At 65.7% G+C, this 15,666-nt stretch carries 18 protein-coding genes; 8 read left to right on the top strand and 10 right to left on the bottom strand.

The window, feature by feature from the left end; genetic code table 11:
- Positions 1-152: 152 nt before the first annotated feature.
- From PO883_RS28340 to PO883_RS28330, 3 genes are all read right to left on the bottom strand, one after another.
- On the bottom strand, positions 153-767 hold the full coding sequence (locus PO883_RS28340; protein WP_167085085.1) for a tetratricopeptide repeat protein: 615 nt from the start codon (positions 765-767) through the stop codon (positions 153-155).
- Positions 768-843: 76 nt separating this feature from the next.
- Complete coding sequence (locus tag PO883_RS28335; RefSeq protein ID WP_289312741.1) at positions 844-1,596, bottom strand: GIN domain-containing protein; 753 nt, start codon at positions 1,594-1,596, stop codon at positions 844-846.
- Between the two features lie 81 nt (positions 1,597-1,677).
- Positions 1,678-1,884, bottom strand: a complete 207-nt coding sequence (locus PO883_RS28330; RefSeq protein WP_289312740.1) for a hypothetical protein — start codon at positions 1,882-1,884, stop codon at positions 1,678-1,680.
- Between the two features lie 178 nt (positions 1,885-2,062).
- On the opposite strand from PO883_RS28330, the gene PO883_RS28325 reads away from it, so the two are divergent.
- On the top strand, positions 2,063-3,373 hold the full coding sequence (locus PO883_RS28325) for a GMC family oxidoreductase N-terminal domain-containing protein (RefSeq protein ID WP_289312739.1): 1,311 nt from the start codon (positions 2,063-2,065) through the stop codon (positions 3,371-3,373).
- 18 nt (positions 3,374-3,391) lie between these two features.
- Here the strand turns inward: PO883_RS28325 and PO883_RS28320 are convergent, their stop codons facing one another.
- On the bottom strand, positions 3,392-4,078 hold the full coding sequence (locus tag PO883_RS28320; protein WP_289312738.1) for a methyl-accepting chemotaxis protein: 687 nt from the start codon (positions 4,076-4,078) through the stop codon (positions 3,392-3,394).
- Between the two features lie 516 nt (positions 4,079-4,594).
- On the opposite strand from PO883_RS28320, the gene PO883_RS28315 reads away from it, so the two are divergent.
- The 4 genes from PO883_RS28315 (at position 4,595) to PO883_RS28300 (ending at position 8,834) form a co-directional block, all read left to right on the top strand.
- Positions 4,595-5,152 carry an FxDxF family PEP-CTERM protein gene (locus PO883_RS28315; RefSeq protein ID WP_289312737.1) on the top strand — a complete coding sequence of 186 codons (558 nt, stop codon included), beginning with the start codon at positions 4,595-4,597 and terminating at the stop codon, positions 5,150-5,152.
- 167 nt (positions 5,153-5,319) lie between these two features.
- A complete protein-coding gene (locus tag PO883_RS28310; RefSeq protein WP_289312736.1) occupies positions 5,320-6,711 on the top strand; it encodes a pitrilysin family protein in 1,392 nt (463 codons plus the stop codon).
- Between the two features lie 11 nt (positions 6,712-6,722).
- On the top strand, positions 6,723-8,141 hold the full coding sequence (locus tag PO883_RS28305; RefSeq protein WP_289312735.1) for a pitrilysin family protein: 1,419 nt from the start codon (positions 6,723-6,725) through the stop codon (positions 8,139-8,141).
- Positions 8,142-8,279: 138 nt separating this feature from the next.
- On the top strand, positions 8,280-8,834 hold the full coding sequence (locus PO883_RS28300; RefSeq protein ID WP_289312734.1) for a hypothetical protein: 555 nt from the start codon (positions 8,280-8,282) through the stop codon (positions 8,832-8,834).
- Positions 8,835-9,098: 264 nt separating this feature from the next.
- Here PO883_RS28300 and PO883_RS28295 read toward each other — a convergent pair whose 3' ends face one another.
- The 4 genes from PO883_RS28295 to PO883_RS28280 all read right to left on the bottom strand — a co-directional run bounded on the left by PO883_RS28295 (position 9,099) and on the right by PO883_RS28280 (position 11,301).
- A complete protein-coding gene (locus PO883_RS28295; protein ID WP_289312733.1) occupies positions 9,099-9,437 on the bottom strand; it encodes a hypothetical protein in 339 nt (112 codons plus the stop codon).
- Positions 9,438-9,483: 46 nt separating this feature from the next.
- The gene (locus PO883_RS28290; protein WP_289312732.1) at positions 9,484-9,822 is read right to left on the bottom strand and encodes a pentapeptide MXKDX repeat protein; all 339 of its coding nucleotides are present in this window, start codon (positions 9,820-9,822) and stop codon (positions 9,484-9,486) included.
- Positions 9,823-9,895: 73 nt separating this feature from the next.
- A complete protein-coding gene (locus PO883_RS28285; RefSeq protein ID WP_289312731.1) occupies positions 9,896-10,678 on the bottom strand; it encodes a molybdopterin-dependent oxidoreductase in 783 nt (260 codons plus the stop codon).
- A gap of 26 nt (positions 10,679-10,704) precedes the next feature.
- Positions 10,705-11,301 (bottom strand): cytochrome b/b6 domain-containing protein, encoded by a 597-nt coding sequence (locus tag PO883_RS28280; RefSeq protein ID WP_289312730.1) that lies wholly within the window; start codon positions 11,299-11,301, stop codon positions 10,705-10,707.
- A gap of 235 nt (positions 11,302-11,536) precedes the next feature.
- On the opposite strand from PO883_RS28280, the gene PO883_RS28275 reads away from it, so the two are divergent.
- From PO883_RS28275 to PO883_RS28265, 3 genes are all read left to right on the top strand, one after another.
- Positions 11,537-12,109: a sigma-70 family RNA polymerase sigma factor gene (locus PO883_RS28275; RefSeq protein ID WP_289312729.1), complete on the top strand. Its 573-nt coding sequence runs from the start codon at positions 11,537-11,539 to the stop codon at positions 12,107-12,109.
- Complete coding sequence (locus PO883_RS28270) at positions 12,106-12,747, top strand: DUF1109 domain-containing protein (protein ID WP_289312728.1); 642 nt, start codon at positions 12,106-12,108, stop codon at positions 12,745-12,747. The genes PO883_RS28275 and PO883_RS28270 overlap by 4 nt, the downstream gene beginning before the upstream one ends.
- A gap of 173 nt (positions 12,748-12,920) precedes the next feature.
- Entirely contained in the window at positions 12,921-14,285 is a 1,365-nt protein-coding gene (locus PO883_RS28265) for a sigma-54 dependent transcriptional regulator (RefSeq protein ID WP_289312727.1), read from the top strand.
- 13 nt (positions 14,286-14,298) lie between these two features.
- Here PO883_RS28265 and PO883_RS28260 read toward each other — a convergent pair whose 3' ends face one another.
- Both PO883_RS28260 and PO883_RS28255 read right to left on the bottom strand, forming a co-directional pair.
- Complete coding sequence (locus tag PO883_RS28260; protein WP_289312726.1) at positions 14,299-15,024, bottom strand: amidohydrolase family protein; 726 nt, start codon at positions 15,022-15,024, stop codon at positions 14,299-14,301.
- Positions 15,021-15,662, bottom strand: coding sequence for a hypothetical protein (locus PO883_RS28255; RefSeq protein ID WP_289312725.1), 642 nt, complete (start codon positions 15,660-15,662; stop codon positions 15,021-15,023). Before PO883_RS28255 ends, PO883_RS28260 begins: the two co-directional genes overlap by 4 nt.
- Between the last annotated feature and the right edge of the window lie 4 nt (positions 15,663-15,666).

The raw sequence follows: 15,666 nt of genomic DNA, 5'->3' as shown, positions 1-15,666 counted from the left end.
GCGCCCCCACGGCAACCCAAGTTCGTGCTGTAGTCACTGGCTTACCTACGAACTTGGGCTCCCGCCGAGTGCCGCCTTGGCGCGGGAACGACGGTGGGGTGGGAACGACGGTGGGGATGGGAACGACCGGTGGGAGGCGACGGCGGCGCGATTTACCCCGCCCCTCCCCCGCTACGCGACTGCCTCGGCAATGGCGTCCCCGGACGCCATGCGCGCGACAGCGCCTGCGCCTCGTCGATCTGCTCCTGCGTCATGCGCTTGGCAATCGCCGCCCTCTGCTCGGTTGCATTCGCATTGCCGCCAGCCGCCGCCAGGTTCCACAACATATACGCCAGCACCTTATCCTGCGGCATGCCCGCCGCGTGATACCGGTACATCAACCCCAGCGCATGCTGCGCCTCCGCGTGGCCCTGCTCGGCCGCCTTGCGGAACCACGCGATCGCTTCCTTGTGATCGAGCGGCACCGCATTGCCGGTGTAGTACATCGCCCCCACTACATACTGCGCATCGGCCTTGCCCTGCGCGGCCGCCTTGCGGTGCCACAGCATGGCTTGCTTGTAGTCGCGCGCCACTCCGCGCCCCATGTAATACATGAGGCCGAGCAAATGCTGGGCCTCCATATGCCCCGCCCGCGCCAGCGGCGCGACTTCTTTGAGCGCGCGCGTGTAGTCGCGCGCATTGTAGGCGTTGGCGCCTTCGGTAAAGCCGGCCAGCGCGCTGCCGTGCAGGCCAAGTGCGACGATCATCGCAACGAATAATTTTTTCATGGTTCGCGTATCGCACCAGGAACGGCTTGCCCGTCCTGTTGATCCAGTCGTCCGTCTCATGTGAAAGCCATGACGGTTATTTCCAGCTGACTTTGCCAAGGCCGTCGACGCTGACGCTGCGGTTGGGCGGCTTGCCGTACACCGTCACCGAACCGAGCCCGCTCAGGCGCAAGGTCGCGCTCTGGCGCGCCGTCACCGCCGCATTGCCCAGCCCGTTCAAGTCGAGAGTCACGCTGTCGACCTGGAAGTGCTGCGCGTCGAGGCCGCCGAGCCCACCCAGATTGGCCTTGAGCCACTTGGCGCCGCCGCTCAGGGTCGCATACCCCGCCCCGCGCAGCACCAGCTCCACGCCCTCGCTGGCAACGCCCTGCAGGTTCAGGCTGCCCACCCCGCCCAGGCTGGCGCTGACGAGGCGGTAATTGCAATTGACCTTCATCGAACCGGCCCCTTCCAGCGACAGCTCCAGCTCGTCGCCCGAAAAACCGCTGACATCGGTCCAGCCGATGCTTTCGGAGGCCACTTCACGCAGGCTCGGCAGGGTCAGTTCGGCGCGCACGCTGCTGCCGCGCCCTTCGCTGCCGATGGACAGCGTGTCGCCATCCTGCTCGGTGGTGATGGAGCGCACCAGGCGCTGGTCGCCGCTGATGACCAGGCTGGGCACGGCCCCCTGGCGCAGGCGCAAATCGATGGCGCCGTCGAGCCTGACCCGCTGCGCCCTGGCGTCGACCATGCGCGTTTCGGTGACATTCCCGTCCGAGGCGGCGCTGGCCGGGGCAAACAGCGTGCACAAGGCTGCCGCCAGTGCGCCGGCGTGGAAAAACTGATTCATTGCGCGTCTCCAGATCTTCTTATCGGTGCCGGTCCGGCCGGCCGGTACATACACTACCAGCAAGCAGGCTGGCCTTCCAGCTTATTGTGGCAACTGCGCCTTTTCAGCGGCGCTCAGGCGGCGCGCACTGACGACCACCACCGGCATCGCGGCGCCGCCGGCAGCGCCGACAGCGGCCACCTCCGGTGCGCTGCGCTGGGGCGCATCACCGGCCGTGGCGAAGGTGGTGGCGCCGATCACGGCGACAACGGCAAGAAAGATGGCTTCCATGTGTTTGGCGATGTTCATGATGCGCTCCTTGGCTTGGGTTCGATGACGTGGCGGTATGGTGTAACTTTAACCACGCGCCGCGCGCGCTTCCAGCGGATTGCGACGAACTGCATTTTTCGCCACCTGTTCGCACAAATCGGCGCGATGGAACGCATTGCGATTGACGCGCCCGCCACGGCGGCCGATACTCGGGCCCATGTCCGACTCCCCCGCCCCCTCGTCCGCCGCGCGCGGCACGCCCTCGCACGACGCGATCGTCGTCGGCAGCGGCCCCGGCGGCGCCAGCGTGGCGCGCGAACTGGCCAGCCGCGGCCTGCGCGTGCTGATCCTTGAACAAGGCAGCGCCGCCCCGCTCAGCGGCACGCTGGGCCAGATGGCGCGCATCGCCGCCATTCCCGGCAAGGGCGCCTTCATCCACCGCGACGGCTCGCTGCTGGTCCAGGGCATCAACGCCGGCGGCAGCTCCAGCATCAATTTTGCCACCGCCGCCGATCCGCCCCTGGCGCGCTTCGCCGCGCACGGCATCGACCTGGCGCCGGCCCTGCGCGCGCTGCGCGCCGAACTGCCGATCGGGCCGCTTCCCGATGCGCTGGTCGGCCCGATGGCCACCCGCATCATGCAGGGCGCCCGCACGCTGGGCATGGATTGGCAAAAGCTCGACAAGATGATCCGCCCGCAGCTGTGCCGCAGCGCTTGCTGGCGCTGCGCCTATGGCTGCCCGTTCGGGGCCAAGTGGAGCGCGCGCGACTTCATCGACGAGGCTTGCCGCCACGGCGCCATCTTGATCGACGCGGCGCGCGCCACGCGCGTACTGCTGATGCACGGCGAGGCGGCGGGCGTGGAGTATGTACGCGGCGGAAAACTCCAGCAAGCGCTGGCGCCGCTGGTGATCCTGGCCGGCGGCGGGGTCGGCAGCCCGCGCCTGCTGCACCAGAGCGGCTTGCGGGCGCAAAACAGCAGCCTGTTCAGCGATCCGGTGATCGCCCTGATGGGTAGCGTGGACGGCCTCGATGGCGGTGCCGAGGTGCCGATGGCGGCCGGCATGCGACTGGACGAGGCCGGCATTTCGCTGGCCGACATGACCTTGCCCAAGCCGATGTACCAGGGCTTCACGGCCCAGGCCGGGCGCTTCGACCGCCTGTTCGCGCATCGCCGCACGCTGTCGATCATGGTCAAGATCGGCGACCAGGCTGGCGGCGCGGTGGGGCCGCGCTGGGTCGACAAGACGCTGCACCCGGCCGAGCGCGCCAAATTCGGCCAGGGCGAAGCCATGGCGCGTGCGATCCTGGCCGCCTGCGGCGCCAGCCACGTGTTCAAGAGCCGCCATTTTGCCGCGCATCCGGGCGGCAGCGTGCCCATCGGCGACGGCGTCGACGGCGAGCTGCAAGCCGGCGTACCCGGCCTGCATGTGTGCGACGCCTCGGTCATTCCGGGGCCGTGGGGCTTGCCGCCGACCTTGACCTTGCTGTGCCTGGGCAAGTGGCTGGGCCAGCGCCTGGCGCGCTGACGCCCTCCCCGCCCGGTCTCAGCTGGCCAGCGCGCCGTTCAGCGCCTGGTGCACCAGGTCGTCGATTTCGCCGGTGATCAAGGTCATGCTGCTGGCCACCACGGAAAACTCCTTGCCGGCCTGGCCGGCGCGCGCGGCGACGATCTGGGCGTTGAAGGCGACCATGCGGGCCTGCTTGGCGATGGTCTTGATATCGCCCATCATTACCTGGAGCTGGCGCTTTTGCAATTGCGCGTGGCGCTTCGATTGTTCCTCATACACCAGGGTCAGGCCGTTGAGCACGCTCAGCAGGGACGTGGCGCTGCGCACCAGCTCGTCGAGCAGCGCGGGTGCGCCGCGGCCTTCGCCGACGATGGCGTCGAGGGTCGATTCGGCCAGGGCAATGAAATCGCGGATCACGCGGTCGCCCTGCAGCACGCCGAAATAGGCGTCGCGCAGCTGGGCGCAGAACACGCCCGGCAGGCCGCCCTTGCCTTCGACCAGGGTGAGGTGGGCGTCGCGAAACAGCGCCAGCGTCGCGCGCGCGGTGGCGGCCGCGCCCTCGTGGCCCATCGAGGCCAGCACCGCGTACAGGACCACCCGCTGCGACGTGAAGCGGCGCCGGCCCGACAGATTGATCAGCGCGCCAAAAACGTCGCCCGACAGCTTGACGCCATCAAAGCCATCGTCGCGCGGGCGTTCCACGGTGCTCGCATCTTCCAACATGGTGCTCTCCTTCTTCATGCCGGCGGCGACTTCGCCATCCGGGCAAGGAATCAGTTGCAGGTTCCGTGCCAGCTGCGCGGGCCATGTCGGCGGTCCGCCTCACCAAAGTAGCGCAATACAGCACAGGCGCAGCACCAAGACGGCGAGCCGCACACCAGCATGATGCGAAACCTGGGTGTTGAGCTAGCTCAACAGTGCGGCAACTTAGGATTTACTTAAAGCCAACCTTCCTAAATTTCTCGTCTTCTTGTAGGAATAGGACTACAAACAGAAATGATATAAACACAAATGGTGCTGTGCAGCAGACTTTAAGCGAGCTCTTCACTATGAAGATGGATTTGTCATAGGGTTTTCATATCAACTAAACGTTCTGTTTAGCAAATTGCAACGAAATGTAAAGAGGCGGCCTCATCCTTACTACTGTCACATGCCGATGTTAGATTGGGCCCTCGCGTCCACACACGCGATTCAAGCCCCAATCCGGCCTTAACAAAAGGCAACTTTAATAGGTGTTTTATGATGAAAAAATCCAAAGTTTTCCTGTCGGCCATCGCGCTGGCATCCGCTGCACTCGTGTCGAGCCACGCATCCGCTGTCGAAATCGTCAATAACTCGACCCTGGAACTGGTAGACAACTTCGCTGAAGCCGATGGCTTCTTCACTGGCGGCAACAAAGGCAATACCTTTGTTGACAACTACAGCTTCACCCTGTCCCAGGCTGGCGAATTCGCCGCTGGCGTCCTGTCGATCACCGGCAACGCCAAGAATGGCCTGGACATCACCGGTTTCAACCTGATCGACAGCACTGGTACCCTGTTCGGCGGCACCTTGCTGTCGACCGGCGCGACCGACCAATGGTCGCTGTCGACCGCCAGCCTGAGCGCTGGCGCCTACACCATCCAGGTCAAAGGCAGCATCCTGTCGAACGCATCGGGCCGCTACTCGGCCAACATCGCCCTGGCACCAGTACCTGAGCCAGAAACCTATGCCATGATGCTGGCCGGCCTCGGCCTGCTGGGCTTCACCGCTCGCCGCCGCAACAAAAAGGCAGCAGCCGCCGCACTGGCAGCGTAAGCACTCACGCGCCCTGCATAAAACCGTCGTAGCTTCGCGCTACGACGGTTTTTTTTCGCATGCATATGTTTGTTTAAAAACCAACGTACGTTAAGATACTTCGCCATGCAGCGGGTCCCGCCCCTGCGGCCAAGGTCGTTTCCCAGGTTTTTATCATGAGGTCTTTCATGCGCATGCGCCAACTCCCCGTTCTCATCGCCGGACTTTCCCTGTCGCTGACCGCTTTTGCGGCCGCCAGCGACAGCTGGAACATCCCCGTCAACGTCAAGAAGCTCGATAACGGCCTGACCGTGATCGTCTCGCCCGACCATACCTCGCCCACCGTCGGCGTGAGCGTGGTGTACCACGTGGGCATGCGGCTGGAACCGAAAAACCGCACCGGCTTCGCCCACCTGTTCGAGCACCTGATGTTCCAGGGTACGCCGAACGCGCCCAAGGGCGTGTTCGACAAGGCCATCACCGGCGGCGGCGGGCGCAACAACGGTTCGACCCGGCCCGACTTCACCAACTATATAGAGACGGCGCCGGTATCGTCGATCGAGTCGATCCTGTGGCTCGAAGCGGACCGCATGAAAACGCTCGACTTCAACGAAAAAACCCTCAAGAACCAGCAGGACGTGGTCAAGGAAGAAATCCGCGTCAACGTGAAGAACCAGCCGTACGGCGGCTTCATGTGGATCGACATCAACCAGCAGGCGTTCCAGAAATGGGAAAACAACCACGACGGCTACGGCAGCTTCCAGGACCTGGAGGGCGCCAGCCTGGACGACGTGCGCAATTTTCACCGCGATTACTACGGTCCCAACAATGCAGTGCTGGCGATCTCGGGCGACGTGACCCCGGCCCAGGGCTTCGCGCTGGCGCAAAAATACTTCGCCGCCATTCCGAAACGCCCAACGCCGCCAACGACCGACTTCAGCGAACCGCTGGGCACGGCCGAAAAACGCATCGAGCAAAGCGACGCGCTGGCACAGGTGCCGGCCATTGCCGCCGCCTGGAAGATGCCGGCGCGCGGCAGCCGCGACCTGGCGCCGATGGCGGTGCTGGGCGAACTGCTGGCCGGCGGCGACGCCTCGGTGCTGTACCAGGGCCTGGTCAAGGGGCGCGAAGTGGCGCTCAACGTCGACTCCCTGTACGGGCTGACCAGCCCGTGGGAATTCGACGGCCCGACCTTGTTTACCGTGTTCGCGCTGTACAAGCCAAGCAGCAGCGCCGACGCCATGCTCAAGGGTATCGATGACGAAGTCGCGAAGATTGTGGCAGGCGGGGTCGATGCGGCCACGCTCAAGCGGGTCAAGACGCGCATGCTGGCCAACTGGTACAACACGCTGGAAAGCTTCATCGACCGCGCCGACACCCTGGCCAAGCTGCAAACCCTGTGGGGCGACGCCAACGTGGTCAACCAGATCCCTGGCTGGATCGATGGCGTGAGCTCGGAAGACATCCAGCGCGTGGCCAAGACCTACCTGACGCAAGCGAACCGCACCGTCATCGACCGCAAGCCGGTCGTCAAGACCGCCGCCGCGGCGCCCGCCGCCCAACCCGCCGCCAAGAATTAAGGAGAGCCGCCATGAAAAAACTGATGCTGGCACTGAGTATTTCCCTGCTGTTCGCGCCGGCCGCCTTTGCCGCCGACAGCGCCAAGGCCGCCACTGCCAATACCCTGCCCCCGTACGGCAAGGACAAACCGATTCCGATTCCGCAGATCTTCAAGCAAACCCTGTCCAATGGCTTGCAGGTGTGGGTCGTGCCGCGCCAGGGCTTGCCGCGCGTCGACTACGTGCTGGCCGTGCGCGGTGCCGGCCTGGCCGCCGACGACAGCGAGCACCCCGGCTTCGCCAACCTGCTGGCGGGCCTGCTCAATGAAGGCAGTACCAGGCGCGACTCGCGCGCCATCGCCGAAGCGGCCCAGGGCCTGGGTGGCGAAGTCGGCGCCGGCGCCAGCCACGATGGCATCGTGGTCTCGGCCAATGCCCTGACCTCGAACGCCGGCCCGATGCTGCAACTGCTGGCCGAAGTGGCGCGTATGCCGGCCTTCCCGCCGAAGGAAGTCGAACTGGGCAAGGGCAATGCGCTGGAGGGCTTGAAAGTGTCCGAAACCAGTCCGGGCTTTCGCGCCGACCGCGCCCTGAACAAGGTGGTGTTCGGCCCTCACCCGTATGGCAACACCAGCCCGACCGTGACATCGATCACCTCGGTCACGCCGGAATTGCTGCACGCCGAGCACGGCAAGCGCTTCCGCCCCGACCGCAGCCTGCTGGTGATCACCGGCCGCATCGGCAACGCCGAGGCGCTCAAGCTGGCCACGGCCGCCTTCGGCGACTGGAAGGCGGACGGCCCTGCCCTGCCCGACACCCGGGGCGCGAGCCTGGCCGCCAAGCCGGTGCGCCTGATCCTGCAGCGCGACGGCAGTGTGCAGTCGACCATGCGCCTGGGCAGCCCCGGCATGGCCGCCAGCGCCACCGACTACGTGCCGCTGCGCCTGACCAGCACCATCCTCGGTGGCGGTTTCAGCAGCCGGGTGAACCTCAACCTGCGCGAGGAAAAGGGCTACACCTATGGCGCCTCGGCCGGTGCGCGCATCTTCCGCAACGGCGGCAGCATCGTCGGCGGGGCCGATGTGCGCAATGAAGTGACCGGCGCGGCGCTCAAGGAATACCTGCACGAGTACACCCGCATCGGCAGCGAGCTGGTCCCGGACGCGGAACTGAGCATGAACAAGCGCTACGTGGCCGGTGGCTACCTGATCAGCAACCAGATGCAGCGCGCCGTGGCCGGTACCCTGGCCAACAACTGGCTGGTCGGCCTGCCGCCGGAATTCCTCGGCCAGTACGTGCCGCTGATCCAGAAGGTGACCTCGGCGCAGGTGCGCGAGATGGGCAAGAAATATTTCGCCCCGGAACTGCAATCGGTGATCGTGGTCGGCGATAATGCCGCCGTGGCCGAACAATTGAAGCAATACGGGGAATTCACCGTCCAGGAGAAGTAAGTCCGGGGACGGAAGGAAAGCCCGTCAGGGCGCCTGTACCGGATCGATTCGCCCGCAAGCCGCCGCTGCGCAAGCACCGGCGGCTTGTTTTTGCCCGCTTTTCCAAACATTATCCGCCGGCCCAGCCGGCTATCTGCCATGACCACCAAAACCTGTGCCCTGCCCGTCCTGCTGGCAGCCTTGACCGGCTGCGTTACCTATACGCCACCGCCCGAGGGGCCGACCGCGTCCCTGGGAATGTACTTCGACACCGATTCTGCCGGACGCATGCGTACCGGAACGGCAAACGTGTTTGCCAATCCAGCCTGCGACAGCATGCCGTCGGGCGGACGCATCGGCACCAGCATGGGCATGGACGAGCTTGACGAATTGCCGGCCCAGAAAATCGCAGCGGGCAAGGAGTTCACCTTCGACCTGGCGACGATCGAGGTACAGGGCCAAGCCAATGCAGGCTGTTCCGTGACCGCCACATTCCTGCCTGAAGCCGGCGCAACGTACGAAGCGCGCTTCTTTATTCGCGGCAATACGGCCCGATGCGAGATGGTGATCGTCGACGGCCAAAACCGCGCTGTTCCATTCACGATGCCGGATTTTTCCTGCACGGGCGGCATGAACGGTAAAAACAGGAACGGCGTGGGCTGGTTCGCCTACCCCAAGATTCCAACGGTGATACTGAACGTCCCGTTTAAATAGGCGTCGCTCAAGACATCGTTTCAGGAAAATCCCCCGAGTTGCCCGCACGGCACGCGTGCGCAGCATGCAGGCGTGCGAAAAACCCAGGCCGCCTGCCTCCACAGCAGGCGGTTTTTTTATGCCGCTCACCATCTGTTAAGCAAAGCGTGTATGCGATCTGCAAATCGGACAGCCAGGGCACCGAACAGGAACAAGCCATCCCGCTCAAGTAAGTGCTCGGGCAAGTGCGCCTGCGGCGCTGCATCCGGCCATGCAGGGCCGGATTCAGGCGTAGACGTCGATGATATTGCCGGAGGAAGTGGCAGACGGTGCGCCGGCAGTGACCGTCGCCGCCGTGGCGGATGGCGCGCTGGCAGTGGCCGCCGCCGGCGTGGCGGCACTGCCGCTTTCCTGGTCGATGCGCTGCCGCACCTGGGTGATGCGTGCAGCGATCGCCTGGATATCGGATTTGCCTTGCGGCGTGTCGGCGCTGGCGCAGTTGACGCAGTCGGACAACTGCTGCTGATAGCGCTGCAATTGCGCTTGCAGGGTCACGGGCGACGCTTTCGCGGCGCCATAGGCATACGCGGCGCTGCTGGTACTGCTGGCGATGGCTTGCGTCATACGGCCTCCTGGAGGAAACGCCCGGCGCTGCGGCCGGGCACCACGTTTACTTCTTCATTTCATCCTTGGCCATGGCATCTTTTTTCATCTCATCCTTGGCCATCGCGTCTTTTTTCATTCCATCCTTCTTCATGCCATCCTTGGCCATCGCATCCTTGCCCATGGCATCTTTCTTCATGCCATCCTTGGCCATCGCATCCTTGCCCATGGCGTCTTTCTTCATGCCATCCTTGGCCATGTGATCCTTCTGCATGGCCGGCTTGTGCATGGCATCCTTGCCCATGCCATCCTTGGCCATCTCATCCTTCTTCATGGCATCCTGAGCATACACGGAAGAGGACAGCATCAGGCATGCGGCGATCAGGGCGGTGGTAACGTTTTTCATGGTATTTCCTTCAAAGTGAGTGAACAGGATAAGTACTGCTTGCGGGTGGTGCGGGACAGCGATCGGAGGCCGGTCAACTGCCGCCGAACCAGTTATATCCCTGGTTTTCCCAGTAGCCGCCAGGGTAGGTATTGGTCACGAAAATGGCCTGGATATGCTTCGGATTCTTGTAGCCGAGCTTGGTCGGCATGCGCAGCTTCATCGGAAAGCCGTAGCGCGGCGGCAAGGGCTGGTCGTCGTAGGTCAGCGCCATCAGGGTTTGCGGATGCAGCGCCGTGGCCATGTCGATGCTCGTGAAATAATCGTCGGCGCATTGGAAGCCCACGTATTTGGCGCTCAGGTCGGCGCCCACATGGCGCAGGAAATGCCCGAACGACACCCCGCCCCATTTGCCGATCGCGCTCCAGCCTTCCACGCAGATATGGCGCGTGATCTGGTCCTGCTGCGGCAGCGCGCGCAGCCGGGCCAGGGTCCACGGCTTGCGGTCGGCCACCATGCCGCTCAGCTCCAGGCGCCAGGCCTCGCCATCGATCTCGCGCACCTCGTCCTCGCCATAAAAGGCATTGAAGGGAAACGGCCGCGTGATCATGCTGGCCGGATAAGTTGGCGCCAGCCGCGCCGGATCGAACAGCAAGCCCTGGACCCGGTCGTTGAAGCGCGAGATGCCCGTCAGCGCCTGCTCGATGCTGTCCTGGTCGCCGGTGGAGCAACCCGTCAGCAAGCTCAGGCCGCCCAGGGTCAGGCTGCGCTCCAGGAAGGCCCGGCGCGATGGCTGGGCGATGCGTTTGACGGCGTCGGCCAGCATGGCGGCGCCCTCGGCGGGAATGGCGATGCCGCGTGGTTTGAACAGTTTCATGATTGAGGTCTCCCGAGCCTTGATTGTTAGCGGCCGCGCAGCATGGCCAGCAGGGTGCGCGGCACCAGGGCCACCATCGCCACGTGCACGACGATGAAGGCGCACAGGCCGCCCATCGCAAAAAAATGCACCAGGCGCGCGCCTTCATAGCCACCCATCAGCACGCGCAGCAGGGGAAACTGCACCGATTTCCACAGCACCAGCCCGGACAGCACCAGCACGATGCTGTCGAGCATGACGAACAGGTAAGCCAGGCGCTGCACGCTGTTGTAGCGGCGCGGATCGGCATGGGCCAGCTTGCCTTTCAGCGCAGCGCCCATGTCGAGCAGTAACTGGCGTGGCGAAATCGGAAAGAACTGGCGCCGAAGCCGTCCCGAGGCCAGGTTGAGCAGCAAATACAGGATGCCGTTGGCCAGCAGCAGCCACATCGCGGCGAAGTGCCATTGCAGTGCGCCGCCCAGCCAGCCGCCCAGGGTGATGCCAGGGGGAATGGCAAAGCCGAGAAAGGCGGTCGCGTTGTAGATGCGCCAGCCGCTGGCGACCAGCAGCACCACGGCGAGCGCATTGAGCCAGTGCGTCAGGCGCAGCCAGAGCGGATGGATGGTGCGCGCATCGCGGCTCATCGCGCGCCCCCGGCGGCCGCACCCTTTTTGACTTCGCGGCAAGAAGCGGCATATGATGCCGGCGCGGCGCCGGACCTTGTCAATACGGTGAAGGTGGGAAACGGTTTCATGGACTTTGCCTGTTTATGAATGACACTGACAGGTAGTTCGCAACGCGCCCGGGATTGGTTACAGCCCAGGAAAAATATGTCGCAAAATAATCTATATCGATCAAACGCTGTTACTAAAGGCCCCGATGGAACGAATACCTGAGGTAAGCAGCTTGCGCAGCACGGAATTGCGCTTGCACGCCCTGTTCTTGCAAGGACTCGATGGCGACGCCCAGGCCTACCGCGCCTTCTTGCAGGCGACGGCGTCGCATTTGCGCGCCTTCCTGCGGCGGCGCCTGAACCGCTGGCCGGACGAGGTCGAAGATCTGGTGCAGGAATCGCTGCTGGCGATCCATAACCAGCGCCTGAGTTACGATACCGGCGTGCCGCTGACGGCGTGGATGGTGGCGATTGCCCGCTACAAGCTGGTCGACTGGATGCGCCGCCATGCGCGCCGCGACGCCCTGACCGAGCCGCTGCCCGACGAAGACGCTTTCTTTTCCAGCGCCGACGCCGATGCCGGCGAGGCGCGGCGCGACCTGGGCAAGCTGCTGGCCACCCTGCCGGTCAAGCAGCGCGAGGCGATCGTCTACACCAAGCTCGACGGCCTGTCGGTGCGCGAAGCGGCCGACGCCCTGCAAATGACCGAAGCGGCGGTCAAGGTGTCCGTCCACCGCGGCTTGAAAACCCTGGCAACCCTCTTGAAGGATGCGCTATGAACACAGATGAGTTGATTGACATGCTCTCCAGCGGCCCGGACGTGCGCGTGCAGGCGGCCCCGGCCCGCACCGCCCTGCTGCCGCTGGCCGCCGGCTTGCTCGCCAGCACCTTCATCGTGCTGGCCGGGCTGGGCCTGCGCGCCGACCTGGCCCAGGCCGCCACCCTGGCGCCGTTCTGGACCAAGCTTGCCTTCTCGCTCGCCCTGGCAGCGGCCGGCGCGCTGGCGCTCAAACGCCTGGCCACGCCGGGCGCGCGCACCGCCATGCTAGCGCTGCTGCTGAGCGCGCCGGTCGTGCTGATCTGGTGTCTGGCGGCAATGATGCTGTGGCAAGCGGCGCCCGAGCTGCGCGCCGAGCTGTTCTGGGGCCGTACCTGGCGCAGCTGCCCGCTGCTGATCGCGCTGATCTCGCTGCCCCTGTTCGGCGCCGCGCTGCACGTCGTGCGCAACCTGGCGCCCACCCGCCTGCGACTGGCAGGCGCGGCCGCCGGATTCGGCGCCGGCGCGGCCGCCGCCGCCGTGTACTGCCTGCATTGCCCCGAGGCAAGCGCGGTATTCGTCGGCTTCTGGTACCTGCTCGGGATGCTGATCCCGGCGGCCGTCGGGGCCCTGATCGGCCCGCGCGTGCTTGCATGGTAGTTTGCATTTTCCATGCCATGTCGCGAACTTATGCGCAACAAAATCAGTATTGAGCTAGATCAAAGTTTGTGCAGATAGGAGCACGTATAGTGATTTATATCGATCCGGGCTCAACGAACATTTGAGCCTTGTCAAACATTGTGCAACTTTCTTTGACCGGGAGAATGACGCGCATGCTAGCCCGACTGGCCCTCCCACTCTGGATCCACGCGTTTGAACCGGTCAGTGCGGAAGTGCGCGCCAAGGTGGCGGCGGCGCTGGAACAGGCCGGGCTGGAGCCGGAAGCGGGCGGCGCCCTGACGGCCGGCTTCGGCCTGGTCTTGATCGATGGCGTCGATAGCGCCGTGCTGGAGCGGGTGCGGCCCCTGGCCGCCGGCGCCAGCGTGCTCGCCATTGCCGTGGGCGCGCGCGCGCCGGCCACGGCCGACATGTGGGCCCTGCTGGACGCCGGCGTCTTCGATGTGCTCAGCTGGACCGACGCCAGCGGCGACGCCGCCCAGGTGCGGGCCCGCCTGGAGCGGCGCGACGCCCTGCAGCGCCTGGCCGACTCGCCCGCCGTGAGCAACTGCCTGGTCGGGGTCAGCCCGGCCTGGCGCGCACTGGTGCACAGCGTGGTCGAAGTGGCCGCCTTCACCGAGTCGCCGGTGCTCATCACCGGCGAAACCGGCACCGGCAAGGACCAGATTGCGCAACTGATCCACCGCCTCGGCGGGCGCGGCGAGCTTACCGTGCTCGACTGCACCACCCTCACGCCCGAGCTGGCCGGCAGCGAGCTGTTCGGCCACGAGCGCGGCGCCTTTACCGGGGCCGCCAACGCGCGCGACGGCGCCTTCGCGCTGGCCGACGGCGGCGTGCTGTTCCTCGACGAAGTGGGCGAACTGCCGCTGCCGCTGCAAGCGCAATTGCTGCGCGTGCTGCAGGAACACAGCTATAAACGGGTGGGCAGCAATACCTGGCAGCATTCGCACTTCCGGCTGGTGTGCGCCACCAACCGCAGCCTGGAAGACGACGTGGCCAACGGGCGCTTCCGGGCCGACCTGTACCATCGCATCGCCGCTTGGCGCTGCCGCACCCCGCCCCTGCGCGAACGCAGCGAGGACGTGCTGCCGCTGGCGCGCCATTTCCTGGCGCTGCTGGCCGGGCCGGGCGTGCCCTGCGAATTCGACGACGCCGTGCGCGAATTCCTGCTGCTGCGCCAATACCCCGGCAATGTGCGCGAACTGCGCCAGACCGTCGCGCGCCTGTGGTACCGCCACAGCGGCCCGGGCCCGATCACCATCGGCGACCTCGCGCCCGACGAGCGGCCCGCGCGTGGCGGCATGGCGGCCTGCTGGCCCGATGTGCGCTTCGAGAGCGCGATCCGCGAGGCCATCGATTTGCGCATCGGCCTGGCGCGCATCAGCCAGGCCGCGGCCGACATCGCGATCCAGCTGGTGCTGGAACAGGAAGGCGACAACAACCAGCGCGCCGCGCTGCGCCTGGGCGTGACCGACCGCGCGCTGCAAATCCGGCGCAAGGCGTGGGCCAAGGCCCACTGACGCCCTACGCGCTTCAATGCCCGATCAGGCGCAGCAGGTTTTGGCCCAGCACCAGCGCCTCGTCGTCCCGCGCCAGGCCCAGCATGCCGATCTTGGCCAGCTCCACGCCCGGATGCAGCCACGGACCGTCGGAGCCGAACAGCAGCTTGTGCGCGCCGGCGCGCCGCACCGCCATCTCCAGCAGGTCGAAGCGGCGCACCCCGGCGCTGTCGGCGTGGATGTTGCGGTGGCGCGCCAGGTGGTCGACCAGCGCCAGTTGCGCGCTCCAGTCGTCGGCAAAGCTGCCCAGGTGCGGCAGGATGAAGTTCACGTCGGGGAACTGGCTGGCCAGCAGTTCGGCCACCGCCACCTCGCCCGTCACGTCGTACAGCACCGGCAGGCGGAAGAAGCGCGCGGTCTCGCACACCTCGCGCGAAATGCGCGCGTCGTGCCGGTGCAGCTTGATGCCCACGAAGCCGTACTCCTCCACCGCCACCCGTACCATGGCGCGCACCCGCCCGCGGTCGCGCTGCGCATGCACGAAGGCGAAGCCGTAGAAGCGGCCCGGGTCGGCGGCCACGATGCGCGCCACGCTGCGGTTGGCCTGCGCATAGTCGGAGTGGAACGCGGCCAAGAGCACCGTGCGCGCGATGCCGGCCTGGCGTGCCCGCGCCAGGTAGCGTTCGAGGCCGGCGTCGCTGTCCCACGGGCCGGAAAAGCCGTCGCCCTCGCCCGCATGGCAGTGGCAGTCGATGATCATAGATCGAGCACGATCCGGCCGCCGCCCTGGCGCCGCCACGTGCCGCCATTGCCGCTTCTACTCCCGCGAGCGGGCGACGACTCGCGCAGTTGCGGCATGTGGCAGCGCAGTGCCGCATCGAGCGCCTGGCGCGCGGCGCGCTGCGGATCGGCGCCCTGCCCCGCCAGGCCGGCCTGCTGCGCCGCCGTGCCGGCGATGCGCACGAAACGGCGCGCCATTTCCAGCTCGCGTTCCTCGCCTTCCAGGCCGACGGTCTCCATCTCCAGCGCCTTGGCCAGGGCGCCGCCGAGCGCGCCGCCAATGGCCGTGCCCACGCCCGGAATCGGAATGAAGGAACCGAGCGCGCTGCCCACGAACGGCAGCGCGGTCTTGGCCAGGCCCTTGAGCATGCCGCCGAGCGGCTTGGCGACCTTGCCGATGACGGAGCCGACCTTTTTGACGCCCTTCCAGATTCCCTTGAACATATTGCCGAGGAACTGTTCGAGTTCTTCCTCGCTGGCGACCGACATCAGTTCCATCGCCAGCGCGATTTCCTCCTGCTCCCCGAAGGGACCGGGCGCCTCGAATTCGAGCATTTCCAGTTCGCCCATTTCGGCCTGCTGGCGGCATTTGGCACAAGCACATCCTGACTCTTGCATGATG

The sequence above is a fragment of the Massilia sp. DJPM01 genome, from assembly GCF_030348125.1.
Classification (GTDB): domain Bacteria; phylum Pseudomonadota; class Gammaproteobacteria; order Burkholderiales; family Burkholderiaceae_D; genus Telluria_A; species Telluria_A frigida.
This window is presented reverse-complemented; position numbering and strand designations above follow the sequence as displayed.